Source organism: Psychroserpens mesophilus, assembly GCF_000826645.1.
Lineage (GTDB): Bacteria > Bacteroidota > Bacteroidia > Flavobacteriales > Flavobacteriaceae > Psychroserpens > Psychroserpens mesophilus.
Map to the genome: position 1 here is coordinate 249,163 of NZ_JXJP01000020.1, position 16,090 is coordinate 265,252.

Sequence of the window (16,090 nt, forward strand, 5' to 3'; positions counted from 1 at the left end):
TCGTTAACAAAACATGCAGCGACTTTTTTACTACATTTGTACAAAGCATAAATATAAATGATTTTAAAGGCATTTAAGGCAAATTCTAATCAAAAATATATTAACAAATTGCTAAACGCACGTCAGGTTGCAGTTAGCAATGCGAAGATGAATTCGGTTGGTGTCATTTTGAATATGAATGAGTTTTCAGATTTTGATGCATTTAGAACTTATTTTAAAGAACTAGGTCTTTTACCATCAAAGACGAAAATAATTGCTTTTGTCGATGACGCAAAAGATGCAAATCCGCTTTGGGACACCTATTTTAATCCGAAAGATTTTGGTTGGAAAGGGAAAATAAACAACATCGATTTACAATCGTTTATTGATACAAAATTTGATGTTTTAATAAGTTATTACACAAAGGAAAGTTTAGAATTAAAACTTATAACAGCAGCATCAAAAGCCAATTTTAAAGTTGGTTTAATTCAAGATGATAAACGTGTATTTGATTTAATGATAGACGTTACTACAAAGCAAATTACACTTTTTTTGAGTGAACTAACTAAATATTTACATGTTTTAAATAAAATATAAATGACAAAATTTCAAGGCACAGGAATCGCTATAATTACACCTTTTAATGATGATTTATCAGTAGATCATTCAGCTTTAGCCAATTTGGTGAATTTTAATATTGAAAATGGTATAGATTACATTGTGATATCAGGCACTACAGGAGAGAGTGTTACCATCACTAAAAGTGAAAAGAAAGCTATTATTGATACTATAGTAAAAGCAAATAATAGCAGAGTTCCTTTAGTATTAGGCATTGGAGGTAATAACACAGCTGAGGTTATTGATGAAATTCGAACGACAGATTTAACAGAAATAGATGCTATTTTATCAGTTTCTCCGTATTACAGTAAACCAACACAAGAAGGCATTTATCAACATTTTAAGGCTATTTCTAAGGCGTGTCCAGTGGATGTTATTTTGTACAATGTTCCTGGTCGAACATCGTCAAATATGACACCAGAAACGACCTTGAGACTAGCTAAAGATTTTAGTAATATTATTGCGGTTAAGGAAGCTGGAAATAATGTACATCAGTATTTAAAGTTATTGAGAGATAAGCCTGAAGATTTTTTGATTATTTCTGGAGATGATGATTTGGTATTAGGCGTTGTTCTCGCTGGTGGAGCAGGAGTGATTTCAGTTATCGGACAAGCATTACCGAAGCAATTTTCTAAAATGATTCGTTTGGGACTAGAAGGAAAGGCAAAAGAAGCTTATGATATTCACTTTCAGTTAATGGACATGACGAGCTTGATTTTCTCAGAAAATAATCCTGCCGGAATTAAAGCTGTTTTAGAAAGTCTTAATTTAGCTAAGCCAAATGTGAGATTGCCTTTAGTTCAAGCCTCAGATTCATTGAAAAAAGCTATAAAAGACGCACTTCAGACACTCAATTGATTTTTAAAAAGTTAAATTATACTTAAACATACTGAGGCTCTCTTTTCAAGGTTTATTTTAGCACTAAATAATAGTTTTTATTATACGTTATAAATACGTACTTTTGCAACCTGTTTTTTATTTATGAAGAAAATTGTTTACATCCTTTTATTAGTTATCACAGTATCCTCTTGTAGTGAGTACCAAAAAGCCTTGAAATCTGAAGACGTAAAGACGAAATTAGATTTGGCTACCAAACTATTTGAAGAAGGTAAATACTCTAAAGCGAACAAGTTATTTACGCAGGTAATTCCTAAATATAGAGGTAAGCCACAGGCAGAACGACTTATGTTTATGAGTGCGATGAGCTCTTATCAAATGAAAGATTATTATGTGGCAGGCTATCATTTTGAGCGTTTTGAAAATAGTTATCCTAAAAGTGATAAAGCTGAAGAAGCTGCATTTTTATCGGCCAAAAGTTATTATGAATTATCTCCTGTATATTCAAAAGAACAGAAAGAAACCGTTGAAGCACTTGAGAAATTACAGTTATTTATCAATAAATATCCAAATTCTGAATTTCTTGCTGAAGCCAATATCCTGATAAAAGAATTAGATTTTAAATTAGAACGAAAAGCATTTGAAATAGCAAGGCAATATAACAAGATTGCATATTTTGAATCATCTGATTACGAAGCAGCTATCAAAGCTTTTGATAATTTTTTAGTAGATTATCCAGGAACTAGCTTTAGAGAAGAAGCGATGTTTTATCGTTTAGATTCAGCTTACAGACTAGCGATCAACAGTGTTAGAAGTAAAAAGGAAGAACGTTTAAATATAGCTAAGGGCTTTTATAATACGTTTAAAAAATATTATCCAAATTCAGAACGTACTGAAGAAGTGACCAAAATGAACGAGGAAATGGAAACACAATTAGAACAATTCAATACCAAAAGTTAATCATATACATTATGACAGATTTAAAGAAAACCAATGCTCCTGTAACAACATTAACGTATGATAGAAACGTTATTGATGCTCCTACAGATAATATCTATGAGGCAATTTCTGTAATCTCTAAAAGAGCTGAACAAATCAATACAGATATTAGAAGAGAATTAGTAGATAAGTTAGAAGAATTTGCAACTTATAACGATAGTCTTGAAGAAATCTTTGAAAACAAAGAGCAAATTGAAGTCTCTAAATTCTACGAAAAATTACCAAAACCACACGCGTTAGCAGTACAGGAATGGCTAGATGATAAAATCTACTACAGAAATACTGACGACGACGTTCAGGAATAATTAGCATGTCTATTTTAAGCGGCAAAAACATACTATTAGGCATTACTGCTGGTATTGCTGCTTATAAAACAGCTGGCCTGGTCAGGTTATTTATAAAAGCAGGTGCTAATGTAAAGGTCGTTATGACACCTGCTTCTAAAGACTTCATTACACCTTTAACACTTTCTACTTTATCTAAAAACCCTGTGCATTCATCGTTTACTAACGACGACGATGACAATGCTATGTGGAACAATCACGTTGAGCTTGGGCTTTGGGCAGATCTTTTTATAATTGCTCCTGCTACAGCAAATACCATGTCTAAAATGGCAAATGGTACATGCGATAATTTATTGTTGGCAACTTATCTGTCTGCCAAATGTCCTGTGTATTTTGCTCCAGCTATGGACTTAGACATGTACAAACATTCTTCTACCTTAGAATCTTTTAGGATTTTAAGAGCCTATGGTAATGTTATGATTCCTGCGACTTCTGGCGAATTAGCTAGTGGTTTGGTCGGAGAAGGTCGAATGGCAGAACCTGAAGATATTGTGGCATTTATTGAAAATGATATTTTAGAGCAATTGCCACTACGTGGAAAAAAAGTGCTTATTACTGCTGGTCCAACCTACGAAGCTATAGATCCTGTTCGATTTATTGGAAATCATTCCAGTGGAAAAATGGGATATGAAATCGCTAAAGCCGCTGTAAATTTAGGTGCTGAAGTTGTGCTCATTTCCGGACCAACACATCTAAGTCTTTCACACAATATGATAGAGCTTATTCCTGTCACAAGTGCTTCAGAAATGTATGATGCTACGCATTTGCATTTTAATTCGGTTGATATTGCAATTCTTTCTGCAGCTGTAGCAGATTATACACCGAAATATGTTTCAAACACAAAAATAAAAAAGGCAACAGCAACGTTTAGTATTGAGTTAGAGAAAACAAAAGACATCTTAAAATCCTTAGGAGCAATCAAAAAACATCAGTTTTTGGTTGGTTTTGCACTTGAGACAAACAATGAACTTGAAAACGCAAAAGGTAAATTACAGGCTAAAAATTTAAACCTTATCGTATTAAATTCTCTCAATGATAAAGGAGCAGGTTTTGGTGGTTCGACAAATAAAGTTACTTTTATAACAGATACAGAAGTGGTGATAGAACACCAGTTAAAATCTAAATCAGAAGTTGCTCAAGATCTAATGCAACAAATTATGACTCAACAGTATGCGTAAACTCATTTTTTTATTAATAGTAATAGTATCAATGCAATCCTATTCACAAGAGCTTAATTGTGAGGTAATTGTGAATGCGCAACTTACAGGAAATGAAAATGTACAGGTATTTAAAACACTTGAACGACAGTTAAAGGAATTTATAAATAATACAACTTGGACAGATAAAACCTTCAAGCCTCAGGAGCGCATCAATTGTAGTATGGTAATTAACGTAACAGATTATAATAACGATAATTTTCAAGCATCAATTCAGGTGCAATCGGCCAGACCAGTTTACGGATCGTCTTACAGCACACCTGTTTACAATTACAACGATAAGGATTTTAATTTTCAGTATTTAGAGTTTCAAAATATGGTGTATAATGCCAATCAGTTTGAATCTAATCTCATTTCCGTCTTGGCATTTCATGTGTACATGATTTTAGGTATGGATGCTGATACGTTTGCTCCTAAAGGTGGTGATGAATACTACGCTCAGGCTCAGGTGATTTCAAATTATTCACAGCAAGGTAATTATAGTGGTTGGAAACTTGAAGATGGTAACCAATCACGTTTTATTTTAATCGATAATGTGTTATCTGATACTTACAAAGAATTTAGAGACGTATTGTATGATTATCATAGAAAAGGACTTGACGAAATGAGCAATGATGCTAAAGAAGGTAAATTATCTGTTGCGAAAAGCCTTAATGGTTTAAAAGAAATGAACAACAGACGACCAAATTCATATTTGATGCGTGTGTTTTTCGATGCTAAAGCTGAAGAAATTGAAGATATCTTCAGTGGTGGACCAACAGTTAATATTTCAGATTTAGTGTCAATACTAACAAGAATTGCTCCAATGCATGCTTCAAAATGGCGTAATATTAATTTCTAGAGTTTACGTATTTATCCTTATTTTTACTTTAATACTAAGTCTTTACTATAAGACTTAAATTTATATATTCAAGATTGTCATTTAATTCAAAATATGCTTACCAATTTAACAATAAAAAACTACGCGCTCATTGATGAATTACACGTAAGTTTCAAAACCGGACTTACAATTATCACAGGAGAAACAGGAGCAGGAAAGTCCATACTATTAGGTGGATTATCTTTGGTTTTAGGTAAGCGAGCAGATTTGAGTAGTGTAAAAGACAATTCCAAAAAATGTGTTATTGAAGCTACTTTTGATATTGCTAAATACGATTTAAAGTCTGTTTTTAAAGCAGAAGATCTCGACTACGAATCGCAAACGATTATCAGACGGGAAATTTTGCCTTCAGGAAAGTCAAGAGCTTTCATTAACGATACGCCTGTTAATTTAGATAGTCTGCAAATTCTGGGAGAACGCTTATTAGATATTCATTCGCAACATCAAACCTTACAACTCACGAATGATAATTTTCAGTTTCAGGTCATTGATGCACTAGCTGAAAATGAGATGGCGTTATTAAACTATAGTTCTCAGCTTAGACAGTTTAAGATTTTAAAGATTGAACTTGAAGCGCTTGAAGAAAAGAAGAATACTGCCTTAAAAGAGTTAGATTACAATACATTTCTGTTAAAAGAACTTGAAGATGCAAAATTGGTGGCTGGTGAATTGGAGGTTTTAGAATCTGAATACGAAACCCTAAATAATGTTGAAGAGATTAAAGAAAAATTAGCCTTATCTCATAGTTTATTGGTTAATGAAGATATAGGAATTATAAGCAGTCTTACCGAATTGAAACATCAGTTTTCTAAGCTTTCAGGTTATTCAAATCAATACCATTCTATTTTCGAACGTATCCAAAGTAGTTTAATCGAATTGGATGATGTGTTTTCAGAAGTTGAAAATCTTCAGGAACAATTAGAAGCTGACCCAAATCGTTTAGAACAGGTGAATGCAAAACTTCAGATTATTACTAATTTATTACAAAAGCATACGGTTTCAACGGTTGAAGAATTACTTGAGATTAAAGATGATTTAAGTTCAAAAGTGATCGAAACTGAAAATTTAGACACCTTAATTTCAGATCAAGTAAATGCCATTAAATCGCTTGAATCACAACTAATGTCTAAAGCGGAAGTCATTCATAAGAATAGAACTGCCATTATTCCAACGCTAACAAGTCAGTTAGAATCGATATTAGCAACGCTAGGGATGCCAAATGCTAAGTTTCAGATTCAGTTGGAGCCTGCTGATACGTTTTTAGCTAACGGAAGAGATGAATTACAGTTTTTATTTTCAGCAAATAAAGGCGGACAATTTAACGAGCTTAAAAAATCGGCTTCTGGTGGAGAATTATCCAGAATAATGCTGGCTATAAAATCTATTTTGTCTAAATACATGCAACTGCCTACGATCATGTTTGATGAAATTGACACTGGTGTTTCTGGTGAGATTTCTAACAAAATGGCGACGATCATGCAACAAATGAGTAAAACGATGCAGGTGTTTACAATAACGCATTTGCCACAAATTGCAGCAAAAGGCGATACACATTTTAAAGTCTTTAAAGAGGATGTAAATAACATCACGCAAACACAACTCAAGCAATTAAGTCCGAACGAACGGATTGTTGAAATTGCACAAATGCTAGGTGGAACAGATACATCATCTTCAGCAATAGCACATGCTAAGGAATTACTCAATTAAAAACGAAAAGATTAAAGTCTAACATTCAAAGTTTTATTAACTTTGAGGCAAACGATAAAAAACTAATGTAATTTTTTTCTTTTTAGAAATATCGGAAGAAAAACACATAACTGAACATCATTACAACTAACAACTAACAACTAAACACTATTAGTATGTCATACAACTTATTAAAAGGAAAAAGAGGAATCATATTTGGAGCGTTAGATGAAAATTCTATTGCTTGGAAAACTGCTGAACGAGTTCACGAAGAAGGAGGGACTTTTGTATTAACAAATGCTCCAATTGCAATGCGAATGGGACAAATAAATAAGTTAGCAGAAAAAACCGGTTCTCAAATTATTCCTGCTGATGCAACATCTGAAGAAGATTTACAAAACCTTGTAGAGCAATCTATGGAAATCCTTGGTGGTAAAATAGATTTCGTTTTACATTCTATTGGAATGTCGGTAAATGTTAGAAAAGGAAGACCTTATACAGATCAAAAATACGACTGGACTCAAAAAGGAACAGACGTTTCAGCAATGTCTTTTCATAAGGTGATGCAAACCCTATACAAGGCTGATGCCATGAATGAATGGGGAAGTATTGTTGCTTTAACCTATATGGCTGCACAGCGTGTGTTTCCAGATTACAATGATATGGCAGATAATAAAGCGTATTTAGAAAGCATTGCTCGTAGTTTTGGTTATTTCTTCGGAAGAGATAAAAAGGTTCGTGTCAATACAATTTCACAGTCACCAACGCCAACAACTGCTGGTCAAGGTGTAAAAGGTTTTGACGGATTCATTTCTTATGCTGAAAAAATGTCGCCATTAGGAAATGCAACAGCTTTAGATTGTGCTAATTATACGATAACATTATTTAGTGATTTAACGAAACGAGTGACTTTACAAAACCTCTTTAATGATGGAGGTTTTAGTAACATGGGCGTTAGTGATGCAGTCATGGATAAATTTGTTGAATAAAAAGGTATTTTACATAGAAAATCAAAGCCATTTATGCATAATAAGTGGTTTTTCTTTTTTTAAGGGTTTGTTATCAAAAAAACACTTCAACTTATTTTTGTGCTTTTTATCGAATTACATCTGATATAGCATATTACATTCTAAATTATTAATACCTTAACTCTGACTTAAAACTAAATTAACAACTAAATTAATTCTTTATGAAAAAAATTACTTTATTAATGGCCTGTTTGTTTATCTACTACGCTCAAGGGCAAATTTATTTGCCTCAGGAAACGTTTGATTCAGGCCTTGGCGCATGGACTGTTTCCGATGGAGGTGCAGCAATGGGAGATGCCTGGAGTTCCGGATTAGTAGGAGGAACAGAATCTCTTAACGGTACAAATTGTGCCTTTGTTGATAGTGATGCTAATGGAAACGGAACAGCATTATTTGAAACCTTAACATCTCCAGTATTTGATAGTTCGTCTGGAACAGTTGTGCTTCTTGAATTTGAACAGTTTTACAGAGATTTAGTCGCTGGAGTCGATATTGGCTCTGTTGAAGTTTGGGATGGTGCCGCTTGGCAACAAGTGTTAGCTCTTGATGCGACTGTAGGAGCTTTTGGAGTACCAGATGAACAAAGTATTGACATCTCGGCATTTAAAAATGCAAACATGCAGGTACGTTTTGTTTATGACGATGGTAATGACTGGTCTTGGTACTGGTTGTTAGATAACATTGTAGTGAGAGAACAACCAACTTGTACTGAGGCTGTAATAACAGGAACTTCAATTGTAAATGATTGTGGGAATGATCAATTTCAAATTGATGTGAATGTAGATGTTGTAGGAGATGGTACTCTAATTAATGATGGTACAACAACTTACGCTTTAGCTGCTGGTAGTAATCTGGTCGGTCCTTACGCAAGTGGATCATCAGTAAGTTTGACTATCGAGCATAGTGATGTAAATTGTAACTTTACATTATCGGATGTGTCGTTTACATGCCCAACATTACCAACAGTAGATGCTACACTAACAATTAATGGCTGCTTAGATTCTGATACATTCAGTACTGCATTTGATGGAAGTGCACAAAGTTTTTATTGGATTCAACTGGATTATGATGGAGGTTGCTTTGAATTAACTGCTGATACTGAAGGTGGTGATTTTGATACCGAAATTGGCCTTTATGATTCTAATGGTTTTTTAATAGGTAATGATGATGATGGAGGAACAGATGCATTAAGCACATTTACTGCAGATGCGCTTCCAGCAGGAACATATTATATTGCTGCTGGTGAATTTAACATGGTTTTTGGAGCAGATAATTTTAATGTAACATTTCCTGGAGTACCAAATGATGTTGGTACACTCGTTGTAAATGTAAGTACGCCTTCGGATAATACTGTTGATTTCTGTAATTTACAATTTCCATTTGAAGGGACTATTGAATCAGGACAAGACCATTTGGTTTTTACTCAAGTGTATGAAGCTGGTGTTACTGAGCCACAGGGTGCTCAAGGTCCTGGTATTGAAGCATGGATCGGTTTTAGCGAAACAGACGCTATGTCTACAGCAGATTTTACATCTGGAGACTGGACATGGGTTGTTGCCGATTACAATACAAGTGGACCAGCAAATAATAACGATGAGTACTTCGCTGAAATCGGTTCAGCTAGAGCTATAGGTACCTATTATTATGTAAGTCGTTATTCTATTGATGGTGGACCATTTACTTATGGTGGTATAAATCCAGGTGGATCAGATGGAAATTTTTGGGATGGTACTAATTTTGTATCTGGTGTGCTAACTGTAAATGGACCAGCAAATGATGATTTTGCGAATGCTCAACCAATCGATTGTACAACTACTGGCTTAACTGGAAGCACAGCTGATGCGACTCTAGACGAAGATGATGCACCAGATGGTTTTGGAGCCGATATGGATGCACCTAACGTATGGTATAGCTACGATAGTTCTGTTGAAGGTGCTGCTGATGTTACCATTAGTTTATGTGGTTCTACCTACGACACGTCTATTTTGGTTTATACTGGAACATCGGGTAATCTTACCTTGGTTGCAGGAAATGACGATAATGCTGCAGCTTGTGGAGCTGGAAGTGTTCAGAGTGAAGGAATCTTTACAGCGAATGGTACAGATATTTATTATATCGCAGTTGAAGGATTTAATTTTGGTAGCACAGGAGCTTTTACTTTATCTATTACCTGTGAAGCTTCATGTACGCCAGCTCAAACTAATCAAGATTGCGCAAGTGCTACTCCTTTATTAGTTGATGGTTCAACGACTACTCAAGATAATACATGTGCTATTGTTAATGCTACACAACCAGATTGTGATTTATTCCAAAGTATCGCAGATTTATGGTTCACTTTCGTAGCACCTGCAAGTGGTGAAGTAGATATCGTTACTGCTTTAGGTACAGCAACGGCTTCGCATTTAGCAGTTTATGAAGGAACTTGTGGTGCTTTAACACAATTAGACTGTTCTACTGCTGCTACTTCTAGTTCTAATCTAACGGGATTAATTGGTGGAAACACATATTACGTTCAGTTATGGAACAATGGTTCAGAAGAAGGTACTATTGATATTACACTTACTGACGCATCATTGTCACTGAGTTCTTTTGAGAATGTGAATGCATTTTCATATTTCCCTAATCCAGTGAAAAACGTGTTGTCATTAAAAGCTGAAAATACAATTCAAGATATTTCAGTGTATAATATGTTAGGTCAAGAAGTTCTTAGAGCTAATCCTAACGCTTTAGAGGCAACTTTAGATATGAATATATTAAATTCGGGTGCTTATTTTGTACAAGTTACTATTAACGATATAGCTCAAACAGTTAGAGTTGTTAAACAGTAAATAGCGTTTGAAACAGACTAAAAAAGCTACCATTCTGGTAGCTTTTTTTTTGGCCATAATTTGAAAGGGACTCAATTAATTACTACATTTAGAATTAAGATTAATAACATTATTATGAGATGTAAAGCCTATGTTGTAATAACAGTATTTTTTATGTTATTCGTTTCAATTTGTGAATCACAAACAAATTTTGTTGATCAAGCAACAGTTTTGGGAATAGGTGTTTCTTGTGGTGACGTTCCTATAGGAAATGGCATAACTTTTTATGATTATAATGATGATGGTTGGGATGATATAACGTTGGCAACTCAAACTGGAGAGCCCATTCGGTTTTTTAAAAACATGAATGGAGTTTTTATTGAGGAAACACTAAATATTCCAAATAATTTGTCTCAAATGAAACAAGTGAATTGGGTAGATTATGATAACGATGGAGCGCTTGATCTATTTGTCACGAGTAATGTAAGTGGTAACAAGTTGTATAGAAATGATGGTAATTTCAATTTCTCAGATGTAACAAGTGAATCTCAGCTACCCCTTCAAAATATTAGTACGTATGGTGCATCTTGGGGAGATTATAACAACGATAGTTATTTAGATGTTTTTCTGAGTAGCAGAGATATTGCAGAAGTTATTCCAAATTATTTATATAGAAATAATGGTGATGGGACTTTTACAAATGTAAGTGAATTTGCGGGTATTTTAAATACCAGTAATTTATCATTCTGTTCAGCTTTTTTCGATTTTAATAATGACGGTTGTCAAGATATTTATGTGTCTACTGATAGAATTAACAATAAAAATGTCTTATATAAAAACAATTGTGATGGAACCTTTACAGATGTAAGTGAATCTTCAAATACTGATTTATACATTGATGCAATGTCTGTAACTATTGATGATTACAATAGTGATGGCTGGCTAGATATATATGTCACAAATACACCTAGTGGAAACGTATTATTACGAAATAATGGAGATGAAACCTTTACCAATGTTGCAATGACTACTGGAACCACATTTAATAGTATTGGTTGGGGAGCCGTTTTTTTAGATGCCGAAAATGATATGGATTTAGATTTATATGTAAGTGGATTGCTTGATGGATCCAATACAAATTTTCTCTCTGCTGCATTTTATGAAAATAATGGATTAGGTAATTTTACAATTCCTTCTACTGGTTTTTTTAATGATAATCGGGAGAGTTACTCAAATGCTATTGGTGATATAGATAATGATGGTTTTCCTGAAATAGCAGTCAGTAATGCAGATAATGAGAACATTTTTATTTGGAAAAATGAAGCACCAATAAGTAATAACTGGCTTAAAGTAAAATTAGAAGGCACACTAAGTAATAAAAGAGGTGTTGGATCTTTGATTGAAGTTTCAATTAATGGCATAAAACAATATCGATATACACTTTGTGGTGAAGGCTATTTGGCCCAAAATTCTGGTACAGAAGTTTTTGGTTTAGGCAATAACGCTACAATCGATTACATTAAAGTTAATTGGTTAAGTGGTTTGGTTGATATTATCGATAATGTTTCAGCTAATCAATTAATAACTATCGTTGAGGGATCTAATTTGCTTTCTGAAGTTGAATATAGCACTGAGATCATTAGTTTGGTTCCAAATCCAGTGAGCGACTTATTAAAAATTACATCACTAACACCAATTGAAACTCTAGAAATTTATAATAGTATTGGCCAGAAAGTAATAGAGATGAATCAAGAAAATATTGAATTTGTCGATATGTCTAAATTTGAAAGTGGTATTTATTTTTTTAAACTAATGACCAATCAACAAACAAAAACAATGAGAATACTCAAATACTAGCACATGTATTTTTACTACATTTACGGTTATATGAATCTATTACCATGAAGAAACATTCTGCGATACAATTTTGTTTTTTACTGTTCTCGTTTGCGATGTATTGCCAGATAGCTTTTGATGAATCTTCAAACATCTATGGATTAAATGCATCCTATGGAATAGGCTTTGTTGGTGGAGGTCTTTCATCTTGTGATTTTGATGGTGATGGTTGGGATGATGTTACTCTTGCAACTGAAGTTGGTGAACCAGTTAGGTACTTTAAAAATAATTCTGGAAATTTTACTGAAATATTTCTGAACCTTACCGACTTTAATTACGAATATCAGCAAGTCATTTGGATAGATTATGATAACGATGGAGATAAAGATCTATATATGGCAGCTCATAATGCATCAAGTAAATTTTATAGAAATGACGGTAATTCCAATTTTACTGATGTAACATTAAGTTCTGGAATTTTTACAGGTAACCAAAAGAATTTTGGAGCATCTTGGGGAGATTATGATAATGATGGCTTTCTAGATGTGTTCCTTACCTTTCGTTCATCAAACGAAAGTAATAGATTGTACAGAAATAATGGCAATGGTACATTTTCAAATGTTAGTGACCTAGCTGGAATTTCTAATACCGGACATTTATCTTTTTGCGCTAGTTTTTTTGATTACAACAACGATGGTTGGCAGGATATTTATATAGCTAACGATAGAATAATCACATCTAACATACTCTATCATAATAATGGAGATGGTACATTTACAGATGTTAGCTCACAATCTGGTGCTGGATTAGTTATGGATGCCATGTCTACAACTATTGGCGATTATAATAATGATGGTTGGTTTGACATCTATATTACTAACACCATGCAGGAGTATCCAGATGTGCCTGAAGCCGAAATAGGGAATGTGCTTCTGAAAAATAATGGTGACGGAACATTTACAAATGTGGCAATTACTAATGGAACAGATTTTAATAGTATTGCCTGGGGAGCTGTTTTTTTAGATGCGGATAACGACATGGATCTCGACCTATATGTAAGTGGTATGCTAAATGGTTCTATCTCATTACCTTCTGCCTTCTACGAAAATGATGGTTTTAATTATTATTCCATTCCTACTGACGCTGGTTTTCTAAACGATACTGAAGAAAGTTACTCAAATGCTATAGGCGATTTTAATAATGATGGCTATCCAGATATAATAGTCAACAATGAAGCTGCAAATATGTTTCTTTGGAAGAATAACTGTAGTGTTAATATAAATAATAACTGGCTTAAAGTTAAATTGGAAGGGACAAGTTCTAATAAAGATGGCATAGGTTCTTATATTGAAATTTCTATAAATGGAAATAAACAATTTAGATATACCGTGGCTGGTGAAGGTTATCTTTCTCAGAATTCTAATTCTGAATTTTTTGGATTAGCCGATAATAATACTATAGATTATATAAAAGTTACCTGGCTAAGTGGTGTGGTTGATGTTATCAATAATGTTTCAGCTAATCAAACATTAACTATAATTGAAGGCTCCAATGTTTTATCTACTAACGAATACTTTACTAATTCTAAAATACGCATAGTTCCAAATCCTGTAACAGATATACTATCTTTTTATTCTGATAATGTTATCGATATGGTAGAAATATACAACAGTTTAGGAAAACTGCTTATGACAAAAAAAGGTATGGAATCTTCCAGTAATATGGATGTCTCACAGTTGAATACAGATGTTTTATTTGTTAAAGTATTTACTCAACAGCACACTGAGGTATTTAAAATTCTTAAAAATTAAAACAGCTACCACAATTTCATTTCATCGATTATTTTTGTTTTTTGTCGATTAATTTGCTACTTTGGTCAATTAGAAACTTTCTGTATTTCTTATTCAATAGATAATCAATACATTTAAGCTCAAATTTTAATTTATTAACAAATACTATATCAATATGAAAAAAATTACTCTTGTTATGACCTTTTTACTACTATGGTCAATTAATTCTAATGCTCAGTATCTTACTGAAGGTTTTGAAGGTGCTACATTTCCTCCTGCGGGATGGACTGATGTTGTAGGTCCTGGTACTGATACTGGTGATCTGTGGGCAGCTTCAACGTTACGTGCTAATACTGGAACTCAATCAGCGAGATATGAGGATTTTGCAAGTGGTGCTTCGCATGACAGATGGTTAATTTCTCCAGCCTTGGATTTGTCTGTCGCAACTGCACCTGAACTTTTATATTTCGATAATGTTGACTTTTTCGATTTTGCAGACACACATGATGTTTACTATTCAACAGATTATGATGGGTTAGGCGATCCTACAACAGCGTCATGGACCTTAATTAATGGTGTTATTGGTACTGAAGATACTTGGGTTCAAAATGGACCTTATGCTTTACCAGCAGTAGCAGGTGTGTATATTGCATTTAACTACGTAGGTACATTTGCTTCTGAGTGGTACATTGATGATATATTGGTAAGAGAAAATCTTGGATGCGATATTCCAGTAGCTACTTTTGCAGCTGTTGAGAATTGTCCAGTTGATGACGGTTTTACAATTGAAGTTAATATCACCGATATTGGTGCAGCTTCAGGTGTAACGATCACTGATGATCAAGGTACCGCTGCTAGTACAGGTCTTGCTGCAGGAACTTATACTTATGGTTCATATGCCAATGCTACTGATGTAGTAATTACAGTTACAAACGATGATAGTGGTGTTTGTTTTATTACAAGTTCTACACTTACATATGATGGTATTTGTCCACCACCACCACCAGCAAATGACGATTTTGTAAACGCACAAGCAATAGATTGTACTACTACGGCCTTAACTGGAAGTACTGAGTTTGCGACTTTAGATGAAGATGATGCGCCAGATGGATTTGGAGCTGATATGGATGCACCTAATGTTTGGTTTAGTTATGACAGTGCAACTGAAGGTGCTGCGGATGTAACAGTTAGCTTATGTGGTTCAACATATGACACGTCAATTTTAGTATATACTGGTGTATCTGGAGCATTAACGCTTGTTGCTGGTAATGATGATAATGAAGCTGCTTGTGGCGCATTTAGCGTTCAAAGTGAAGGAACGTTTACAGCTAATGGAACAGATACATATTATATTGCTGTTGAAGGATTTAACTTTGCAAGTACTGGAGATTTCACGCTTAGCGTAACTTGTGAGGCTTCATGCACACCTGCTCAAGCGAATCAGGATTGTGCTAGTGCTACTGCATTATTAGTAAATGGTATTACAACTACTCAAGATAATACTTGTGCAGTTGTTAATGCTACGCAACCAAGTTGTGATTTATTCCAAAGTATTGCCGATTTATGGTTTACTTTTGATGCTCCTGCAAGTGGTGAGGTTGATATTGTAACATCATTAGGAACGGCTACAGCTTCACATTTAGCTGTATATGAAGGTACTTGTGGTGCCTTAACAGAGTTAAGTTGTAGTACAGTTGTTGCGGCTGGTGCAAGTCTAACAGGCTTAACTGGAGGAACGACTTATTATGTGCAATTATGGAATAATGGTTCTGAAGAGGGTACAATTGATATAACACTTTCTGATGCATCTCTATCTCTTAGTTCATTTGATAATGAAAATGCATTTACATACTTCCCTAATCCTGTGAAGAATGAATTGTCATTGAAAGCTCAAAATGCTATTCAAAATGTTTCTGTATTTAATATGTTAGGTCAGGAAGTTCTTAGAGCTACACCTAATACTTTAGAAAGTAACTTAGATATGAACGGATTAAGCCAAGGTGCTTACTTTGTTCAAGTAACTATCAATAATGTTACTGAAACAGTAAGAATTTTAAAGCAATAAGCTT

12 protein-coding genes are annotated in these 16,090 nt (G+C 34.0%); all 12 read left to right on the forward strand.

Translation table 11 applies throughout. The features are described 5' to 3' along the window. Nucleotides 1-57: 57 nt before the first annotated feature. The 12 genes from TD18_RS13860 (at nucleotide 58) to TD18_RS13915 (ending at nucleotide 16,086) form a co-directional block, all read left to right on the forward strand. Nucleotides 58-576 (forward strand): DUF6913 domain-containing protein, encoded by a 519-nt coding sequence (locus TD18_RS13860; protein WP_040253705.1) that lies wholly within the window; start codon nucleotides 58-60, stop codon nucleotides 574-576. After that, entirely contained in the window at nucleotides 577-1,455 is an 879-nt protein-coding gene (gene dapA / locus TD18_RS13865; RefSeq protein ID WP_040253707.1) for a 4-hydroxy-tetrahydrodipicolinate synthase, read from the forward strand. A 123-nt stretch (nucleotides 1,456-1,578) separates the two neighbouring features. Next, nucleotides 1,579-2,394 (forward strand): outer membrane protein assembly factor BamD, encoded by an 816-nt coding sequence (locus tag TD18_RS13870; protein ID WP_040253709.1) that lies wholly within the window; start codon nucleotides 1,579-1,581, stop codon nucleotides 2,392-2,394. An 11-nt stretch (nucleotides 2,395-2,405) separates the two neighbouring features. Then, a complete protein-coding gene (locus TD18_RS13875; protein WP_040253711.1) occupies nucleotides 2,406-2,738 on the forward strand; it encodes a DNA-directed RNA polymerase subunit omega in 333 nt (110 codons plus the stop codon). 5 nt (nucleotides 2,739-2,743) lie between these two features. Continuing rightward, the gene (gene coaBC / locus TD18_RS13880) at nucleotides 2,744-3,955 is read left to right on the forward strand and encodes a bifunctional phosphopantothenoylcysteine decarboxylase/phosphopantothenate--cysteine ligase CoaBC (RefSeq protein ID WP_040253712.1); all 1,212 of its coding nucleotides are present in this window, start codon (nucleotides 2,744-2,746) and stop codon (nucleotides 3,953-3,955) included. Then, nucleotides 3,948-4,835, forward strand: coding sequence for a type IX secretion system protein PorD (gene porD, locus TD18_RS13885; RefSeq protein WP_040253714.1), 888 nt, complete (start codon nucleotides 3,948-3,950; stop codon nucleotides 4,833-4,835). Before coaBC ends, porD begins: the two co-directional genes overlap by 8 nt. Nucleotides 4,836-4,928: 93 nt before the next feature. After that, nucleotides 4,929-6,581 carry a DNA repair protein RecN gene (recN, locus tag TD18_RS13890; protein ID WP_040253717.1) on the forward strand — a complete coding sequence of 551 codons (1,653 nt, stop codon included), beginning with the start codon at nucleotides 4,929-4,931 and terminating at the stop codon, nucleotides 6,579-6,581. A 155-nt stretch (nucleotides 6,582-6,736) separates the two neighbouring features. After that, nucleotides 6,737-7,549, forward strand: coding sequence for an enoyl-ACP reductase FabI (locus tag TD18_RS13895; RefSeq protein WP_040253720.1), 813 nt, complete (start codon nucleotides 6,737-6,739; stop codon nucleotides 7,547-7,549). A 200-nt stretch (nucleotides 7,550-7,749) separates the two neighbouring features. Next, on the forward strand, nucleotides 7,750-10,416 hold the full coding sequence (locus tag TD18_RS13900; protein ID WP_084205928.1) for a T9SS type A sorting domain-containing protein: 2,667 nt from the start codon (nucleotides 7,750-7,752) through the stop codon (nucleotides 10,414-10,416). A gap of 114 nt (nucleotides 10,417-10,530) precedes the next feature. Continuing rightward, nucleotides 10,531-12,252, forward strand: coding sequence for an FG-GAP-like repeat-containing protein (locus tag TD18_RS13905; RefSeq protein WP_084205929.1), 1,722 nt, complete (start codon nucleotides 10,531-10,533; stop codon nucleotides 12,250-12,252). A 44-nt stretch (nucleotides 12,253-12,296) separates the two neighbouring features. Next, nucleotides 12,297-14,042, forward strand: coding sequence for an FG-GAP-like repeat-containing protein (locus tag TD18_RS13910; RefSeq protein WP_084205930.1), 1,746 nt, complete (start codon nucleotides 12,297-12,299; stop codon nucleotides 14,040-14,042). A gap of 154 nt (nucleotides 14,043-14,196) precedes the next feature. Continuing rightward, nucleotides 14,197-16,086 (forward strand): T9SS-dependent choice-of-anchor J family protein, encoded by a 1,890-nt coding sequence (locus tag TD18_RS13915; protein ID WP_040253729.1) that lies wholly within the window; start codon nucleotides 14,197-14,199, stop codon nucleotides 16,084-16,086. Nucleotides 16,087-16,090 lie beyond the last annotated feature (4 nt).